Origin of the sequence: Vibrio crassostreae (assembly GCF_024347415.1) — a bacterium.
Taxonomy (GTDB): domain Bacteria; phylum Pseudomonadota; class Gammaproteobacteria; order Enterobacterales; family Vibrionaceae; genus Vibrio; species Vibrio crassostreae.
The window spans coordinates 235472-255001 of sequence record NZ_AP025477.1 but is presented as its reverse complement, the minus strand read 5'-3'; the positions used below and the strand labels follow the sequence as shown (position 1 = coordinate 255001).

Below are 19530 nucleotides of genomic sequence, written 5' to 3'. Positions count from 1 at the left end.
GTTTGGCAAACAATTCTCTCTTTTAGTAAGCGTATTAATTTGCTTTCAATATCAAAAACCAAACGCTGAGTTTGCTCTCTGCCATTGAGGCCGTCTGATAACTTCACTTTAAAGTGGTCTGTGATTAAAAATAATCCCTAATCAATCTCTTCACAGTGTAACAGGCGAAGTGCTAATCCATTACTAACGTCGCGTTGGTCGTTTCGCGACCAACGCTTAACACCTAAAACGGCTTATATAAGCTCTTCAGAGTTCACGTGTTATCTAGCCTGTAATGCTGTAACTTTTACTTTTTTAACGCCCATTTTTAATTCACCATTATCGTTAAGATGGTAACCAACAGATAAGCACTCCCCTTTTTTCAATTCCCCTAACCTTTCTTCCCAATCGACTTGTTTAGTACCTGAAACTGAAAGCTCGAGAATTTTTGCATATGTTTTTGTTTCTGTTTTCGCAGGGGCAAAAAATAATTTATGTGATGCCTGAAAAAGTCTATCCTGCTCATCTTTTTTAAGCATACTTAGAGTTTGCGTTGCCAATACCAACGACAAGCCGTATTTTCGCCCTTCAGTCAACATCTTCCCTAGTGGGCTTTCTAAGCGATGATCTAGATTCTGAACTTCATCCAAAACGATAGGGATCGGGTTATTTTTAGTACCATAACTGCAAGCATATGCGTACAGGTCCCAAAGCATGAATTCAGTTGCCAACATTGAAATATCATGAGGCAATGAAGCCAATTGCATTATATTTAATTGCTGTGAGCCATTGAGCATATCAGCCCAACCACCAGTACTTTCTGATGAAAATAAATTTGATTTAACTAGTGGAGATATTTTGCTAGCTAAAGCTTCTCCAATTTGACCTTCCTCAAGTAAATCGTCATGCATGCATTGAAAGTTATATTTTTGACCATGTCGCTGTACACCACACTCAATTACATTATTTAAAACAGCTAACTGCCTTTCTCCAATACTTGAATAAACCTTATTGAATACGGATGCTACTCTACCAGCGACAGTATGAGGTGGTTCTTTGATTTCTATACCACCAAAATCTTGTGACTGTTGGCGGAATGGCGTCATGGGCAACGGTTTATGGCATAGAACATGAGAATGAGGGTCAACTAGCTCTTTAAACTCTGACTCCAAATGGTTTGGCAAAAATCCATTTGTATAATCAAACACAAGTGGATCAATTGATGATTTGAACATACTCATCAATAACCCTTGTATGCAGTAAGTTTTGCCTTGTCCAGAACTACCAAAAATAATTAGGTGTCTATTGGCAAGATCGGGATGCTGATATTCCCAGAAGACACCTTTTCCATTAGTAATATCTTCACCTATCAATATCCGAGCACTTTCTTGTACTCTCATCACTTTTGATTCGTCAAAGCTTGCTTTTTCTACCTCACCTCCATCTTGATCCGTACTAGGTTCTTCATCAGAAACTCTAGTAGGTGTTTCCTTATGAGACGTATTCAATAGGATATATTCTTCAGGTATTTTACTTAATGTATCAGAACAAGCACCTGCCATTAATTCGGTTAGCGGCGTACTTACTAAGTAATTTAAACTAGCACTTGGCAATTGAATTTTAAGAATGTTTTGAACCTCCTTAAAGCTTGCTTCAAAGAAGGTGTCATTCTCTACCATCGCTACTAAGAACCCTTCAGGGTAGTCTTGCAGTTCAGCTAATTGGTAATCGCCCTGTAGCCACCATTCACGTTGTTTTAAGAGTTGCTCAAAGTAATCTGGTTGATAAAGGTTATACAGCTTGTATTTATCAATCTGCATCAGTATCTGACGCATAAACAAACCGCGGTAAAGATGCCCTGCTAAATCATCACGACCTAAAATATCTTCAGTTAAATAACGTTTTAGCTCTTTGGCTTGCTCTACCCCTTTATTGTGAGTTTGTTTTAGCCCTGCTTTTACTTCAAGTGGAAGTAAGTAAAGTTGATTGTCTTTAAAGCCAACAAACAGCACATCGTCTGAAATTGCACCGGATTTATAACCATTTACATTACGTGAAAAATCACTGTCATTCATTTTCAAGCCAATATTACCGGCTACACGAACCATCTCAGCAACTGATAACGGAACCCAAATAATGTCGGACTTTGCTAATAAGCAATTGATGTATTTATAGGCGCCAATAATACCCTTTTTCTCTTTTCGCTCATTGCTATTAGCAGTGATCATTTTGAGTAACCACTCACCGTTGAAGGCGTTGAACTCCTCAATAATGCCACCTTCGTCCTGCTCTAATACTTTTTTATACAGGTCCGTTTCTTTGGTAACTGTGATCGCATCGTAGTTAGTTGAATTAGTGTAATTATCTGAGTAATGGATCAGCACCATATCTTTAGCGCTTTCAAAAAAGTCTAAGGTGACTTTAGGGTCAATAATTGTGGTCCATATTGAATTATCGTAAGAGCGCTCAAGTAGTGTTTTAAAGTCATCACTCACCGCTAAAGCTAAAGAGTTAGCACGACCGTGTTGCACATTCGTTTTACGGGCAGGTTTAATCAAACCATTAAGACGCTGCGCCATGCTAAGGTGCGAATTATCTTTAGTTTCAACATTCTTCAAACCAAATGCAGTGAAGTAGCTTTCCTCTTTGTTGTCGGCTGCTTCGCCCGCCAATAAGCCGTGACAAACTACGCCACTAAGCTCTTCTAGCACGTTTACATCTGTTGGCTCTACTTTATGATGATTTCTAAAAAAACTCAGATGCGCATACGCCTGCGGTTTGGTATCACATTCATCGTTACGGAACTTACTGTAAGTTAAACGAGTGCGTAGCAGGTCGATAATGGCATCTGCTTGCTCACGAACCGCACCTTTATCTAATCCATATAGCGTTTTTAACTCGTCGTAACTGGCTGTTTCTGCAAAACGGTCAAATTCGCAGCGTGTCTCTTTATCATCGTATAAGTTCACATGAATATGGCAGACTTTGTCCTTTTGCGTTTTAACGTAATCCACCAGCCCCATAAACAGTTCAACATTTTTATGGTTATTTACCGAGTTAATAATCAGTGTAGCTTTGCTACCTGCAGTAAATAGTGAACTAAAGGCATCTTTAAACTCTGTGACCTTATCTTTCACCAATTTACGGACGTAGCTGTAACTTGTTTCTTGATGAGGCACTAGCTCAAGCCACATACAGTTGTCTTTTTCTAGCTTGGTAAAAGCAAACTCATGTTTAGGGTGATACAGAAAAGGTAATAAACCACGCGCATTCAAGCGCTTTAACGTCACTTTGGGTAGTGTTTTAAAACTGCTGTTATCGTTGATGTTATCACTAACTATTGCTTCAGCTAGGCTCAAGTGATAAGCCAACACTAAGGGGTGGAATGGAGTGATATATTCCCGATACTCTTCGTTTTCTTGGTATTGTGCATATCCGATATTAACGAGCAGTTTTTCTGCTTTGGTTAACATTACATCATAACCAATTTCAGCTATCGTTTGGTTGTATGCATCAACCAATTGAGAGACAACCTTTCTAAACTCGTCACCCCAACTAGATAAACTCGGTAGTGTTTTATTGATTGTGCAGTATTCAAATAGCTTTAGGTATGACTGGTAAACTTCAGGGTAGTTTGCTTCAATCGCTTTGAGCTCTACGCTGTTTTGTGGGTCAACATGTTGATTTAATAACTGCTTATCTAAAAAGTCTGCTTCACGTTGTAACAGTGTTAAACGTCGTCCTTTAGGTGCAACCTCTTTATTGTCTAGTAGCACTTTGTTTTTGTTGCGGTTAAAGCATGCAAAATAGTCGTCGTTAAATAGCTGTACGAAACGATCTGTATCTAACATAAGCGGTAACGAGAGTGAATCAGATGCTACAGCCCCTTCGACATTAAAGGCTAAGCTACCAGCCGGACTAGTCACTTCAAAGACCACATCATTTGACTCATTGGCTAATAATTCAAAGTCGATCTCTTTGATTTCTTGATTGTCGAATAATTGCCCAGACTGCTCTAATTTAGCTTTATTGCCCTGCTCTGCAATTACAAAGCTGTTATCTTCTGTTTGTAGCGTTATACGTTTTTTATTTGGTTCAATTAGGAAGATATTTTCAAACGAAGGTAAGTAAAAACTATCTGCTGTTAAGACCAAAACACGGAATTTATAACACTCTGCTGTTTTGTCTCTTTTTAAGACCAAACTAAAATACGTTGGCTCACCTGTAAATGCCCCCGTAACAGTAACCTTACTACGTTTTCCACCACTATTATTAGGCGGCTGGATTTCAATACTTGGATCTTTGGTATGCTGTAGAGTAAGTTGATTTTTCTCAACCTTACCACCTAAAAAGGTAAGTGACAGATCAAAGCTCTGCAGGCCCTGTTGTAACGGCAATATGATATGTTGTTCACGTTTCCCTGCTTTACTGTCTGATTTACTTTTCTTCGCTAGCCTATCTATTTGCTGAGAATCAATCGACTCGAGCTCTAGGACATTGCTTACGTTATTTTTTTTCTCATTTAAACAATCAGCAAAAGTAAGCTTTGTTTTCCAACTTTCCAATTTTTCATCATTAAAATGTTTAGCAACAAACTTGTCGCTAAAATCATTCTCCGCAAACTTCTCTTCAAGCTCTGTTGAAAAACGTTCAGTTACCGTATTGATACGATCAAATAGCTTTTTGTTTTCTTCTAAACGGTTGTTAATCTGCTCTGGTTTACCACTCCAATTCAATATTTCAGGGTCATCTAACAAACCAAGCTCATGAAACTTCAAATCCCCATCTAAGATCGCTTTGTAAAGCTCCTCAAAGCCAAACATAGTTGCACCATCATCCACTATTTGTGAAAAACGGTGATCTAGCAAACATTCAGAAACTTTGCGGTCTTTTGCGTTGGGATCAATTAGACTTTTTAAAGCATCTTTGATTTTTTCTGGGTGCCAAACACTATTGTCTTGAGCTATATCTTCAGCAGAGTTGATTAGTGTGTCTAGCATGCTGTTATGAATAACTAACAATGCACAACCTTTAAAATCACCTTGCTGTCCAGCCACTTCATCACGTAAATGTGAGATAAAGTTCTCAGAATAACCAATGTCATTTTCACTGTGTAGTACAGGTAAAAGCTTGGTATTACCGCACTTCAACGCTCTGATGGTAGTGTTTTTGACCGTTAATTGATCATCACATTTTTGGATAAACGCATTGTATAAACGCTGGCTATTCTTGTTATCCGGCGACTGGAACTGATAACGGTAACCATGCTGCAGTTTTTTCTCGTTTAACTTTAAAAACTGCTCAGTTAAAAAGATCTCAAATTGTTTTTCTAACATAGACTGCATCTCCACTATCGCTCATACGTTCAACATTACCAATACGTTCAAAGAATTTAATTAAGGCTTGTTGGCTCTGTTTATCGAAAAATACACCTCTTGATTCAAAGGCTTTGATTAACTCGTGGAAACGAAGTTTATCTTGCTCACCAATGGCTAAGTTGGTCAATAACAATAGATAGTCCTGATTGAATACTAATACGCGACCAGCACGGCCACGGGATTGTGCAAAATGGCTACAAAACTCAGATTCTGTTGCTTTGACGTAAAGCTTATTAATCTCATGACGCGTTTCTTTTGAACCAAACTGCATTCTGCTCAACTGAAGTAAATCTGCTAGCACATCATGTGGGTTTTCACTGTCACTCAAGTCGAGGGTTAAATCTCGACTCTCTTTAAATGCCTCTGCATAGTTTTTCAGTAAAGTAGCGGAGCTAGGAGTTTGCTGGAGATTTTCAGCTAAGGCCCATAATGGCTGAATGGTGTTCACTGCATTATCAATCTTTTTAGATTGCAGGCTTTCATTCATTGAGAGGTACGGAAAGATATTCCACAACGACTTTGACAACTGTTTAAAGCCATATTCTTTTATCAGATAACGCTCATCACTGGCTTTTTCACTGTCTAATATGTAATAACATAGTTGCGCTTCCGGCTCCCCCTTCTGCCACCTTGTTAAATTAAGCGCTAGCTGCGCCGTATAAAGATGTGCGTAAAGGTGTAAAAACTCTTTGAAGATTGATAACAGGTATTTGGGTCTTTTGCCTAGAAAACGAAGATCTTGCTGTAGTTGCTTTGCTATAAATGGTAGATATGGCGCTTCACTCGGTTCAGAAAAAGTCAAAACTCCATCTTTCTCTTTATTGCTTGGCTTCATTAACTTCAATAGTTCTGAGTACAGCTGCTCCTCTAAGAAGTTAAATTGATTGTTTGGTTTTTCATTAAAGAAGAAGTTTTGCAATAAATTAGAAAACATTCCACCTAAGCTTGCATCCCTTGCACTGCCTTTCTGCTTAATAGTCTTAAACAATAAAAACTCAGGCGATATTTTAAAAAGCTGGTCATTTTCAAAGTACATTTTTTCTAGGATGGGCCAGAAATCACTTTCATCTAACTTTGTTTTAAAACTACGCTCGCAGCTCAACTTAAATGTTGCGAGCGCTATTTCTGATTCAGTTGTTTCACCCTCTTTAATCGCTAATTTTTCATCATCAGTTAATTTTTCTAGGTACAATTCTTTTCGATATGATGTTTTAACCACATAACCTAATACACTGTCCCAATTAAAGATATCTTTTCTATCCTTTGTGTTAATTGGGAAGTAGGTAGTTAAAGTGTTATTTTTCACCCCATCTTTAGACTGGGGCAAGTCAGCTCTTAGCATTAAACTCATAGTCCACTCACCTCAAAATCTTCATTATCTACGTTGGTTATTTTGTATTGCTTGTTACCTTTCCCAACGATATATAGGGTATCTGCACTATTTGCGATATCCGCAATTTCATCAACCAACTCATCCAGTAACACGACAGTATTCTTATCATGTTTGTTAGGGCGATAACCGGAAACGATACGTTGCATTAAGTTCAACAAATTGATATTGACCATCAACGATAAGGTTTTATCTCCAACTCGAAAATAAGCAGTGAAATAGCCAGTATTTTTTTTGTGGTCATTGTTAATCGCTTTAACGTCAGCCTTTAACTCTAGGGATGAAGCTAAAAAATAACCATTATGCTCAGAAATGAAAAACTCCCCTTTCGCCAATTTAGGTGCATTTCGATTGTTATATTTATGGATAGCTGTAATTGCTGTTTGGCGATAAAAATGACGCAGTTTTTCTTTTTGCTCTGGTGAGCTATCAAAAGCAGTATGCAACTGCCAAACTTCTGAGTAATTGTCTATTAGGTGCTCATCAAAATCATTCGAAAACTGCTTATGGTATTCATTCCCATAGTCCGACTTCCTTAGAATATAAAACAATCGCAAGTAGGACTCGGCATTTAGTCCCCTTCGTATACCAAAAGCAGTCAATGCGGTTTTATAATCTTCAAAGTTAACGTCTGGTAGCTGCAGTGAGTGAGACAAAATAAATTTATCGATTTTTTGTGTACGTTGAATCGATGGGTCAAAGTCTGAAATAATATTGGTCAGCTCGTTTTCACCTTTTTTGAATAGGTTATCAAACAAATAGCCAGGCCCAGCAAGCAGATGAAAAATGAAGTCCAATAATGCTCGCGCCGTTAAGAATTGATCTTTCATTAAACGCGCTTTGAACAATAGATCGACAATGACATCTTGAACCTCTTCACGCCCTAGTAATTGATAGTTAGCACAAAGCTTTTTATCAGGGCTTTGTTTCTGCATTTCAACATCAAAGTATTGGCGAATTAGGTTTTCATCTTTTTCAGTAATTTTCTGAAGCAGCTCTTTTGCAAACTTAGAAGTATGACCGTCAATTTCTAACGTAAATTTAGGATAGTCTTCAAAATCTAAAAAGATATGATTTTCTGAGGTCGGCTGTTTCTCTAAAAAAGCTTTGATTGATGATGTTACTTCGGTCACCGCGCCTTCTTCAGCATAGTTACCCAACATACCTGTATTGATGCCTACAACTAGCGGCTTCGGTGTAGTGTTAAACTCAGTAAACAATTCATCCAGCGTTTCAATAGCCGAATCACTCGGACGAAAACTGTGGGTTGCATCGAGATGGAAGTCAGCTCTATTCTGATACTCTTTCTTATACTTTGTTAGTATTTCGGATTTGCCATCACCACTACTACCACACAAAAAAATGATTTTCTTATCGGTTGAGGATAGTCCTTTCAATTGTTTAACAAAGTCAGCCTCTATATCTGTTCGTACATATAGATACTTTTTTACAGCATCTAAGTCAGTTGATATTGTTGCGTCTCGCTCTGTAGAGACTGCATATGGCGACGATTTTGACATCACACTAAGTGCGGTTCGTAAATCAATCAAGTTTTATAACCCCATGAAAATATTAGGTAGACAGAAGTACAGGTGATAACCAGGATAGCTTACGCTGTTACTCAGACTCAATACTGTATAACTCAGCATTCTACCTAATTTAGTGTGCACGTGTTCATATTCCGCTAATTTTCCTGAAGAAATTCACATCTTTTATGTTTTTACGAAATAGCGAGTTATCTGCTTTTTCAGTAACTTGCATTATCGCTAAGGATGAAAGCCAACAAATAGACTTTTGATAACGCCATATGTAACTGTCGTTTACGTAACAAAGCATGAGCTCCCTCAACTGAACAAGCCTTTAACCGCTACCTCTTACTCGCACTCGCCATTCCTGCCATTCATTGATGTCACTTTCAAGCTATCATTTTTGGGTAACTTACGTGAACTCATCAAAAAGCACGCAACAACCCCAATGAACGATCTGATTAAAATACTGGTTCCGAAACTTAAAGGTTGGGCGAGTTACTATCGTCATTGCGTGGCAAAGCGAACTTTCAACTATGTAAGTCATTAACTCTTCTGGTTGTTATGGCGTTGGGCGGTAAGGCGTCATCCAACGAAAAACAAGGCTTAGGTACGTCGAAAAGATTACCTGAATCAACGAGACGAAGGACAATTTCATGGATGGCAAAAGATCGCTAATATCGACTATCTCTTTAATCTGGTTCAGATAGCCAAAACGCAGATTAAGAGGCATGTAAAAATCATGAGTAAGGCTACGCCTTATTACCCTTTTATGAACCTTTCCTCAAAGAGCGCAAGGTTAAGCAACGGGGACGAAACTCATGGTTTGAATCTGATCTAGCTGCCTTGTGATTGTTGGGTAACTTAATACACGTTCTTTGGAGGGCAGCACTCGGTAACGAGTGTCGCCTATCCGAAAAACCTAGTTACAAAGCTAACTAATATACACGACTCAGTTAACTGCGCTTCCAAGAGAGACTTAAATCAAATTCACAAAAAATCTTAACCTTTAATTTGATGTACTTATGTTATTCCGACAGATATTTTAATCACCATTCCCAAAAATCCACTTCATATCTAAACCGTTCAACCTCCTCATCGGTCAGTTCCGGTATTGTTTTGATAGGTCTTTCTCTGCGTTTAGGGGAAGATTTCGTCGGCTTAGGTTTGGAGGCTCTCACTTTTCGAGTTTTAGGGTTACTCACAAACTGACCTGATAATATTCCACTAATAACTTCCCCTATCACCTCAGCAGATTGCGATACTTGCGCATCATTCACATGTGCATAGCGAAGTGTTGACGAAATACGCGTGTGACCCAACAGTTTCGACACCATCGGAATAGGGTACCCCTCTAACACCGCATAACTGGCAAAGGTATGACGTAAATCGTGAATGCGAACATCCTCGATATGGGCTAAGGCTCGCACCTGTTGCCAGACCATACTAACCTTAGTCGACCGACTCACAAAACGACGCAAGGGCATAAACACATCATCGTGTGATTCGCTACGATGCGCCCATACTTGCTGTGGTATGTCTGAAAGGAGCTGTTGCGCTTCCTTGCCCACATACACCACCTTCGCACCCGTTTTACTGTCTGGCAAGTGCCACTCCCTGCCTTTAACAAAAGACCATTGCAGGCCTGTTACCTCTGAAATTCGACACCCCGTTAACAGCACCAGCTCTAGCACCTGACAACAGCACGCTTCCATATCACCTTGCTGGCTGACCACCGTTAATGCCTTATGTAATCGCGCTAACTCGTCCAAACTCAAAAAACGATTGAGCTTTCTTTTACGATTTTGCTTGAGGCCATCACAAGGATTGTCTATACAATAACCTTGTTTCACCGCATATTTGAAGATAGAACGAAGCACATCAAGATTACGATTAGCTGTCCCTGCGTAACTCTGACTCAATTCATCAAACCAGCGATGTACATGACACGAATCAATACAGCTGACAGGAAAACGTCCAAACTCGGGCAACAAATGCTTTTTTAAGGCGCTCGACGCAGTCCCTTGTGTACTCAGTTTCCATCCCTTGCAGACCTTATCCGCCCATTCTTCTTTCACCAACGCATCAAAGCGGATCAACCGTATCGGTTTCGTCTTTTTGTCTAAAAAAGAGGCCTGTAAAGCGCGTACGTGTTGTCTCACTTTTTTTAGTGTCAGTTGCCCCACTACCGCCAACGTCTGATTGGGAATGGATAAATGAGTCACATAGAAACGGCGACCATCGGTATAAACTCGAACCCCTAACGCTGGAACTTGGGTATCCCACACCGTATACGTTCTAGTTTTTGAATTCAGTGATTGAATGACTTTAGAAGTGAATAACAGTGACTTCATGAGCACATCCCCTTAACGAGTACTCCCGACACATGAGAGGCCGCCTGACACACGTCCTCTCGTCCCAAATGCGCATACTTTAACGTCGTTTCTGCTTCAGCATGCCCCAAAAGACGACTCAGCACGATCAAGTTTACCTTCGACTGAATGGCAATACTGGCGTAGGTGTGACGTAAATCATGCAAGCGTACGCCTTCCAATCCTGCCAACTGGCGAGCCTGTCGCCAGAAGATACCCAACTGATTGGTTGATATGGGTTGGGTGTTACAAGGGGCCGGAAACAGGTAATGACTCTCTGATTGCCATGCATCAAGATAAGCCCTGACTTGTGAACAAAGGTAAACCGTTTTCGCCCCCGTTTTACTGTCTAGTAAATGCCAGTGATTACCTCGGTACTCTTTCCATTGCAAGGTTCTCACTTCCGATGAGCGGCACCCTGTGTATATCAACAGACGTATTATCATGACCTTCGCTGGGTTATCGCCCTCTAACGTGTCTAACACTCGCCAGAGTTGACGCAATTCGTCTTTACTAAGATAGCGCTCTACCTCTCCTGCTTTATAACGCTTGAAACCACGGCAAGGATTGGTATTTTTAGGACGATATTCCCACGTTTCACATTGCTGCATCATAACCGACAGCAACACTAACGCTTGGTTGGCTGACCCTTTCACATGGCTTAACTGGGTAAACCACTGCTCAACATCCTTTCGAACAATGGATTGCACTTCCCTATCTCCAAGATAAGGCGCGATCTGAAGACGAAAGGCACTTTCGTTCTTTTTCAAAGTATTAGGTTTCCAATGACGAGGATAACGCTTGAAAAACTCTTGGCCGAAAGCCTGTAGCGTTATGGAGGGCAAGGTTTCCATTTTTGGGCTACGCACTTGCTGAACAAGCTGCAAGGCTTCTCGCCTTGCTTGACGTAAAGAGTAATCTAACGCGCCACCTAACTTATGATTCCTCCTCAACCCGTTGTGCTGAAAACGAACGAAAAACACGCGCCTCCCTGACGGGTAGACTCGTAAATACAGCGTAGACACCTTGGTATCATAGTATTCTTGTGTGGTCGAAGTCGGTTTAACGCGCTCGACAAATCGCTGAGTAAGAGATATTTTTTTCATTTCAAGCTCCTGTTTACAGAGGCACTTTTGAACCGTAGAACGCTATCAAACATGCCATAACACTAAAAAACAAAAACTTAATACCAATAAATTTCAATTAGTTACTACAGACAACCATTCATAATCTCTAGATTATGGCGTGGTGTGTGGTCACCAACTCAACTAACCAACAACTCAGAACGAATGATCTGAGTTCCTTAATCAAAGCGACGGGAAAAACTGACAGCGAAAGACAAAAGCCGACCAGGTGGCGAATGAATCTGACGAACGAGGGATGCGGGGGATCTGGAAATTGAAGGAAGAAAGCGAGAAGAAAAGCGAAAGAACTTGCACCGTTATGGTGCAAGGTCTTTTATTGAACGTTCATCTTAAAATAAACCGATTGGACTTTTTGGATGTATATTTTTCTGGCGTTCTCAGTGCGTTTGGAAAAACCCGCATTATACGCGCCGACACTGTTCCAGTTATAACCATGACTAGAAAAATTAGAACTTAATACCCACGCGCCAAGATGAACATTAAAGCAAGGATGATAGATATTTGTTTCATTCACATTAAATTTGGATAGTCGAACAAACCAATGGGAATTGATTTGCATCAATCCAAAGTCACGACTAACCACCTCACCGACTCTATTTTTATTTTCATTGTACGCGTTCGGCTTTAGGCTACTTTCTACCGTGGCAATGGATTTTAAAAGCTGTGGATCGACATTATAAAATCGCCCGGCCTCATCAAAGCAAAAAGCCCAACTGAAACACGGCGATAACAGCGAAAGATAAAGTAATGGTTTCATAATAAAAAAGAGCCCTAATAATAGGACTCTCATTTTATGCCATCCCATTGAGATATCAATATTCACAAGGTAATAAAATTGTGGTCACGCTGCGGTCACGTTCAGTTATTATCCAAACCGATTGATCACAAATCGTATAATTCGATATCACTCTCTCGCCTGTTTTGGTTGCTTCGTCATTGGTGATTTTATCTTCAATGCAAGTCTCTCCCCAATCTCCACTTTGGTGACGCTGCAAATAAATCGACAAGTTAGCACCGACATTATTATCTAATAACTGCTCAATACCTTGCGTATAGACCACTTTACCCAACGAAAACGGCACGGCCGTACAAAAGTAACATTTTGCTTTCGTTTCTTCTTTATCTTGTGTAGCATTCAGAATGTTCATTCGAATATTCACCATAATTGACTTGAACATACCTTGATATTTGATGGAACAAATATCAAGGCGCTTTAATTTTCACGTTTAATAAACGTCTTCCGTTTTACGAATATGATTAAACACTTCATAAATCTCATCGTATGAAATGCCATAGCCTTCGAGCTTTTCCACACAATCACAAATATCATTGGTGTAGAAACATTCGTGATTAAATAACTCACGGCGAATGATCACCTTTTTCCCGTTCTCTTTGATATCTTCGGCGATCCCTTCTTGAGCGATGGAATCTAAACGAGTCATTAATTGCTTGGCATTATCAACTGGGCAAATTAACCCCATACCTAGTGATGCGTATTTCACGCTATCTTTTTTTGCCTCATCGAACTGTTGATTAGAAAAAGCAAAGAACGCCCCAGCATCATTAAAAGCCTGAGTTTGTTTGTCTTGAATATAGTGTGAGAGATATTTCATCTTTTAAGTCTCCATTTTATAATTAAGGGGATGATCCACTCTTTTATGTTTCGATGTATTGATGGTTGTTTGTCACCCATCCTATGACGACAGCACGACTATTCAGCCCTACCTTATTTGTTTCAGTAATCACATGACCTCTCGCGATGCCTTGCCCCCAGTACGGCTTATTGAGTTCTGTTTCTGGGAACAAAACCGTCAGTTCTAGCCAAACACTGGAATGCCTAGCTCTTGCTTTTACATGAGCGGCAATCACGACAATATTTTCCACAGATGTTGATCCTGATAGGACAACATCACGACTTAGCCCTACTGGGTGCACGCCCAAAGAGATATCATTTTTTGGTGAGCTTTCGTGGCCAGCGGCGAAACGCTGGTCGCTGAAATTCGATTTAGAGAGAGTTAGGGTTGATTGTCGTTGTGCCATGAGGAGTTTCCTTTCTGTTTGAGTATCACTTTTATGGAGCCGCTTGGCTGTCCCTACCTCAAACATGGTTCTTCTCTGCAGGGGCGCGAAGCGTTCATTTACCCTTGCAGAGAAGGTTCTGATTGAGGAGGGTTAACAGCCTGCGAGCCCCATCAAATGATGCGAGTCGAAAGGGAAATCGGCACATAAGACAGCAAGCCCTTACTCGAACTTAATTGAAATCAGTGAAAGGTAACGAGGAGGCACGACGAGGCGCAGCTACGCAGTAGCGCAGGCGTTCAGGATTGCAGCGATATTCTTTTAGATAGGGGCTGTAGAGAGGCACATCCTGGGGCGGCACGCAGTGACTCACCAGGGTGATGCCACTCTTAGGCCATAGATGAAAGATACAAGCGGAGAGCCTTGCCCGAAGGGTAACGCCCAATCGAAGCCCTTACCATGACACTGTGCTTCAAATCAGCTTTAAACCGTCATAATAAAAAAGCCGCCTATCAAGCCCTATAAGGCAAAAATCAACAAAGCGACACCATGACAAAGCAATATAATCAAACATAGAGCAAATGGGCGTACTGTGGTCCTGAGAGCCGTTTTGACGACCGCTTGCGGTCGAGCCTTTGGCTCAACCTCTTTTAGCGCAGAAACCCAAGCGTACACAGCAATCACGAGATAAAAAAAATGCCTCTAGGATAAGAGGCATTTCAGAAAACATATTTGAACATTAAACGTTGATATGACTACCCACCCAAAACGCGGCACCGGCTACCGTCGCAATCATCGCGAAGGCTGTTGCAATAATGAGGTTTTTAAGGGAACTCACTTCATTACGAACCCCCAGGACCTCATTCCGAACCGCTTCGATCTTCTGATCGAGTTCTTTACGCGTATCATTTAACTGCTCTTGAGTGGCAGAATGAGCGGTTAGGTTGATCAGCTCTTCAACGCTTAATGTGACTTTGCTTGATTCAGACATAATAGAAACCTTATTTAATTGTCTTTAGTTTACTGCATTACGTTACCGAAGTCATTCACGCCAGAATAGGCGTGAATGAGAGACATTTTTCACTAACTAATGGTTATATCCAACCACGCTCCGCAAACGACACCACATCTTCAAAAGACACCACGAAGTGATCGAGTACTCGAATATCAACCAAGGCTAACGCGTCAGTCAGTCGTCGAGTAATACGTCGTTCGGCTTGGCTGGGTGTGGCATCACGTGGCTTTGTTGCAATACTCAACCTAGGTGGTCTTTTGATATGGTTAGGCGACTCGGTAGCTCTTGGGCATCCCGAGATGAGTAAAGCGATTTAAAATAGAACAACCGAGTAACATTTCTTTTGACTGATTTTCAAACTCCCTGCTGTGTAATGTATTACCGATTATATTTTTGTAACGTTGCATGGCGGTTTCTGAGATATTCCTTTTTCCGTATTGCCGCACGCTCTGCCAACCTATAATACCAAGGGCGAAGCAACCTATCAGGTTGCTCATCCTCTTAGGATGATGAGCCTCATCGGCAAATATATTGTCTTTCGGCGGAATAACAATCTCAGCATTCGGGAAATGATTTTCTAATGTCTGGTACACCGCATTGGTATCATACATTTTATCGGCACTGACGTGCTCGACATCCGTAATGATGGACTGACATAGCACCCCGACAACCTGATCATCCATCGTGTTTTTATCGGTGAGGACTGCGCCTTGAATGAAGTGAGCTTCATCAACAGCAAAGTGCGCCTTTCGCCAGCTTCGTTTTGCATTAACCTTATGTTTTTCCTGGTGCCATTCATCCATACCAAACCGTTTGAGCCCCGTTGAATCAATGGCTATCGCTGCAATTTTGTCATCTGGCCTTTCATGCTTTCTAAAGCGTGGCGCCGTGAAGTTGAGCTGCTTCAGCCGTTTTGACAGCAGCGTATAATCAGGGCATTGAAGTCTGGTCATGCCAAGCTTCGTCAGTAAACTTTCAATCAGCCCCTGAGCTTGACGTAAGGGAAGTTTATACACCAATCTGATGTAATGGCAGGCTTCGATGGTGCTGTCAGGATACTTAACGGATGAGCCGGTACCGTCATAAACGCGTTCGTCGTATTGCCAATTATTGATGATATCTTCAGATATCCAAATATCGAACCGCCCGCGTTGCTTGAGAGCCTGATTGTACTCACCATAGTTATTTAAGGCGTAGATATGCTTCTTAAAATGATGGCGTTTGGCGTCATTGTATTTGTAAGGAATTTGTTAATAAGCCAACCTGAATGAAAGGCTGGCTATGATAACTGAATTCAATGTTAATGGAATAATTGAGTGTTATCTGAGCGATTCAACAAAGCCGTAACGTGACCATTGAGCATTAGCTTTGCATCAATCAGTTTTAATACAGCATCATCAAGTAATAGACGTGACACGATTTTTCCTCGTTAAATAATATCAAGCTCAATTCTACATTGGAACGATTTCGTAATGAGTCCATCAGATATAAAAAGTTTAAGACAAAGCAATACTCACTCTAGTATTATAACTCATTAAATCAAATGCTAAGAGGTAACTTGTGCATATTCAGGAAGGACATTGGGTTGTAAATATTCAAAATGAACAAGGAAGCATGGTTAGCTATGATTTAACACACCTTAAAGATAAGGGGTTTGTTATAGATGAATTCGAAACAGAGTCAAAGCATTTAATCAAACTCAATATAAACATTGTTCCCACAAACCACCTATACAGTCGCGCATTTGATCAAGACAAAGATAGCATTCAAGCATTAGATCAAACAGGCGAGCTTCTTAGAAGATATGAACACTACTCTAACAATTATAGAGCAGTAACCCAAGAAAGAACTCTCAGCAATGAATTGCGCGTTTTTTGCAATGACAAATACACAGAGAACCGAAGCTTTTTTCCTAGTTTTATCGACTTTCTAAAAAGCAATCTCCATAACATTTGTGTCTTACCTCATTCGAAGAAAGGAGATCACCGAAAAACACTTACAGGGCTTTTATCAGTAGAAAAAGATAAAAACTACATAGTACTTTTCACACTACATAAAACTAACAACAAAAACATCAATATGTTTTGTGAAACAGCATTCGTTGTTACAGATGATGATTTTCGTGCCAAAAAACTAATCACACCAGATGATACAAGTAAGCCGTTTCTAGTTTTGCTTAAAAATATTCTGTCTGGAAGAAAACCATTTGAAGGGAAAGCTAAAAAAGCAGCGAAGAAGAGTTACAAGAAGAAAAAGAAGAAAGCAAAAATGAAGGCTAAAGATCAAGACGGCTCTTCATAACCGCTAGGTTAGAAGAGCCATTGATAAAGTTCCGTGATCCCTATTGAAAGAAATGAATCTTTGTTTATCCATGTCTTGCATGGCGCTACCATCTGAAATTATAAGATATGATGTATCACCATCTTATCCCTAATACAGTATATGCATAAGCTTACTAAGGCAGCGGGAGGTAGGGTATATATGGTAAGCTATGCTTTCCAGTCAATCCGAACGATCCTACTCTTACTATTATCGATTCAATCAGTTCAAATCGATAATCAAAAGATAACCAAATATTACTTACATGTCAATAAAAAGACCCTGTAAATAATTCTGTGTAACTGATCTTGGTTACAAGTATTCAGTTAGTCGGTCTTCGAACATAATCATCAAGATCAGAAGGAGTCTTGATTGTAGTGGGTGAGTTGCTTTGGCCAATAGATAAGAGGGTTTGCAATACCTCAGATTATCCGTCAACTGCTCATTTAGTAAAGTCACTGACCACATTTATGTCCAGAGGTATGCCAACGCGACTATCGCAGGCACGTTTGTGTCGTCTACGGCTTTGTTGCGCAATTAAATTTAGAGGCGTGACAGAACCACTTTTCGGGGAAATGTGCGCAATACCCCAAAAAGTTGAATTAGTCACGTCAAGTTGTTCGAAGTAGGCAAACTACATTAGAAATTGTATGAACCACCGAAGCTAATGCTGCTGAATGCTAGTGTTTTGTCTTCTTTCTTAGACCCGTAATCGTTCTCTACGCTTACTGCATCTGCTTGCGAAATCAGGCGTAATGTTAGGTGGTCTATTGGCGTGTATTCAACACCAACACCAAAGTGGAAACCGGTACCGCTGTCACCAGCGTAGCCAGCACTCTTGTTTGCGTTTAGGTCAACAGAGCTTAAACCAGCCAATACGAATGGACGGATCGTGTTGTCGAATGTGTAACCGATGTTTGCAGATGCATAGATAGATGTCGGCGACAGTTTTTCAGCACCCTTTTTGTAGTTTGCGTAATCGTTGTAGCCAAGTTCAGCACCAATGAGACTCACGAATCTGCTTCTCTTTGAAACTCGATAATATAAACATCATCATGTATCCAGAGCACAATGCGGTAATGATTGCCACGACATTGTCAGTAAACGCCGATATTACATAGAACATAATGACGAGCATTGCGATACCCGCGAGGCGTATAAATAGACTCGTTTTAAAGTGCCCGTTTGCTTTAATGTAGGCCAATTGGTAGGCGTTCAGCATCATAAAAATGAAGAACATCGAGAAGTGGAACAGTACTGGTACCGCTCCGATATATTCAGCAGGGAAAAGCGCTTCTACAAGGTTCGAACCAAACAGCAGCATCGTCAAGAAAAACGCACCGCTGACAATAAATGACAACTTAAACACCCATCGACGGATAAGCTGAATCTCAGAGAATTCACCATTTCGTACCTTCACAGACAGTTCAGGCAGAACAAAGCGGTAAATTGGGAATACGAATAACATCGTCATGTATGTGAAGACCGGACGCACTACAACCTGAAAATCACCCAGTTCATCGACGCTGAAGTAGCGTATAGTCAACAACACAGCAATGTAAATCATAAGAATGCTTGCTCCTGCTTCGAGTGTCGCAGTAAAGCTGTTTTTCACATAACCGTACATGTCTGAATTAAGCAGCACAGGCTTAATTGGCAGGGTCGATATCTCTTTTCTTCGGCTGATATACATATAGAGTGCCGTTATTAACGAAGATATGGTCAAACCATAGAACAACGCCGTTAACGTACTGAATCCAGCAATATAGTAAGCGAATAGAAACAGAGCCACGTTCAACGCAGGATCAAGCCAAGTGGTACGGTTAGTGATATCGTACAAACGATACATGGCAACTAAATTGGTAAAGTAGAGCTTAAGCCCCAAACCAAAAATGATGCCCACCAACTGTAAGTATTCGACACCAATATCTAAGCTGTGCTTGATGTAAGGAATCACCCCACCCCACGTCATTAGAACGACGAAAATAAGGGTAAAGCGGAAGATATTGATAATATCGATATCATTCTTGGTTTGAGAATACGTCACGACCATGGATGAGCGGAAGCCCGTCATCAGAATCATGGACAGAGAAATGATATCAACGACAGTATGAAAGAGCGCCAAATCGGCTTTTGCTACCCACCCCGCAAGCCAGATCTTGAAGGTAAAACCTATCGCAATGCTGATTAATGTTGCCCATATACCGGAAAGAAACGCCTTCTTTACCTTGGTGACTGATTGTGAATGCATTTCGAAGACTACTGTCATAGGTGAGATCTCCTTATAGTATTGAAAGCTATTCTCATTTACAACAAAACTCTGTTGCACCTCCTACGACATTTCGTATGCGCCCCATGAACCCACAGGGCGATGTTGTTAATGTTTG

13 protein-coding genes and 3 pseudogenes are annotated in these 19530 nt (G+C 40.6%); 2 read left to right on the top strand and 14 right to left on the bottom strand.

The genetic code is table 11. From position 1 onward, the window contains the following. Positions 1 to 260 precede the first annotated feature (260 nt). Genes dptH through dptF form a run of 3 tightly spaced genes read right to left on the bottom strand, consistent with a single transcriptional unit; the run spans position 261 to position 8294 of the window. Positions 261 to 5315: a DNA phosphorothioation-dependent restriction protein DptH gene (gene dptH, locus OC193_RS16940; RefSeq protein ID WP_048666159.1), complete on the bottom strand. Its 5055-nt coding sequence runs from the start codon at positions 5313 to 5315 to the stop codon at positions 261 to 263. After that, positions 5296 to 6708, bottom strand: a complete 1413-nt coding sequence (gene dptG / locus OC193_RS16935) for a DNA phosphorothioation-dependent restriction protein DptG (protein ID WP_048666160.1) — start codon at positions 6706 to 6708, stop codon at positions 5296 to 5298. Before dptG ends, dptH begins: the two co-directional genes overlap by 20 nt. Beyond that, complete coding sequence (dptF, locus tag OC193_RS16930) at positions 6705 to 8294, bottom strand: DNA phosphorothioation-dependent restriction protein DptF (RefSeq protein ID WP_048666166.1); 1590 nt, start codon at positions 8292 to 8294, stop codon at positions 6705 to 6707. The genes dptG and dptF overlap by 4 nt, the downstream gene beginning before the upstream one ends. A 373-nt stretch (positions 8295 to 8667) precedes the next feature. Here dptF and OC193_RS16925 point away from each other — a divergent pair. Beyond that, a pseudogene (locus OC193_RS16925) lies at positions 8668 to 9125 on the top strand (group II intron maturase-specific domain-containing protein); the annotation flags it as partial. 197 nt (positions 9126 to 9322) lie between these two features. Here OC193_RS16925 and OC193_RS16920 read toward each other — a convergent pair. The 9 genes and pseudogenes from OC193_RS16920 to OC193_RS16880 form a co-directional block, all read right to left on the bottom strand. Further along, entirely contained in the window at positions 9323 to 10627 is a 1305-nt protein-coding gene (locus tag OC193_RS16920) for a tyrosine-type recombinase/integrase (RefSeq protein WP_048666162.1), read from the bottom strand. After that, positions 10624 to 11751, bottom strand: a complete 1128-nt coding sequence (locus tag OC193_RS16915; protein WP_048666163.1) for a tyrosine-type recombinase/integrase — start codon at positions 11749 to 11751, stop codon at positions 10624 to 10626. Before OC193_RS16915 ends, OC193_RS16920 begins: the two co-directional genes overlap by 4 nt. 352 nt (positions 11752 to 12103) lie before the next feature. Beyond that, positions 12104 to 12547 carry a lytic transglycosylase domain-containing protein gene (locus OC193_RS16910; RefSeq protein WP_029203027.1) on the bottom strand — a complete coding sequence of 148 codons (444 nt, stop codon included), beginning with the start codon at positions 12545 to 12547 and terminating at the stop codon, positions 12104 to 12106. Between the two features lie 55 nt (positions 12548 to 12602). After that, positions 12603 to 12938 carry a hypothetical protein gene (locus OC193_RS16905; protein ID WP_048659852.1) on the bottom strand — a complete coding sequence of 112 codons (336 nt, stop codon included), beginning with the start codon at positions 12936 to 12938 and terminating at the stop codon, positions 12603 to 12605. Between the two features lie 78 nt (positions 12939 to 13016). Further along, the gene (locus tag OC193_RS16900; protein ID WP_048659853.1) at positions 13017 to 13403 is read right to left on the bottom strand and encodes a DUF7659 family protein; all 387 of its coding nucleotides are present in this window, start codon (positions 13401 to 13403) and stop codon (positions 13017 to 13019) included. Between the two features lie 43 nt (positions 13404 to 13446). Continuing rightward, positions 13447 to 13830: a hypothetical protein gene (locus OC193_RS16895; protein WP_048659854.1), complete on the bottom strand. Its 384-nt coding sequence runs from the start codon at positions 13828 to 13830 to the stop codon at positions 13447 to 13449. A gap of 718 nt (positions 13831 to 14548) precedes the next feature. Beyond that, positions 14549 to 14800 carry a hypothetical protein gene (locus tag OC193_RS16890; RefSeq protein WP_048659855.1) on the bottom strand — a complete coding sequence of 84 codons (252 nt, stop codon included), beginning with the start codon at positions 14798 to 14800 and terminating at the stop codon, positions 14549 to 14551. A 103-nt stretch (positions 14801 to 14903) separates the two neighbouring features. Further along, a pseudogene (locus OC193_RS16885) lies at positions 14904 to 15041 on the bottom strand (JAB domain-containing protein); the annotation flags it as partial. 49 nt (positions 15042 to 15090) lie between these two features. Then, positions 15091 to 16023 (bottom strand): IS5 family transposase, encoded by a 933-nt coding sequence (locus OC193_RS16880; protein WP_080967725.1) that lies wholly within the window; start codon positions 16021 to 16023, stop codon positions 15091 to 15093. A gap of 361 nt (positions 16024 to 16384) precedes the next feature. Here OC193_RS16880 and OC193_RS16875 point away from each other — a divergent pair, with 361 nt between their 5' ends. After that, the gene (locus OC193_RS16875; RefSeq protein ID WP_048659336.1) at positions 16385 to 17125 is read left to right on the top strand and encodes a hypothetical protein; all 741 of its coding nucleotides are present in this window, start codon (positions 16385 to 16387) and stop codon (positions 17123 to 17125) included. A gap of 657 nt (positions 17126 to 17782) precedes the next feature. On the opposite strand, the pseudogene OC193_RS16870 reads toward OC193_RS16875, so the two are convergent. After that, a pseudogene (locus OC193_RS16870) lies at positions 17783 to 18145 on the bottom strand (outer membrane protein); the annotation flags it as partial. After that, the gene (locus tag OC193_RS16865; protein ID WP_048659337.1) at positions 18138 to 19394 is read right to left on the bottom strand and encodes a lipopolysaccharide biosynthesis protein; all 1257 of its coding nucleotides are present in this window, start codon (positions 19392 to 19394) and stop codon (positions 18138 to 18140) included. The pseudogene OC193_RS16870 and the gene OC193_RS16865, both read right to left, overlap by 8 nt. Positions 19395 to 19530 lie beyond the last annotated feature (136 nt).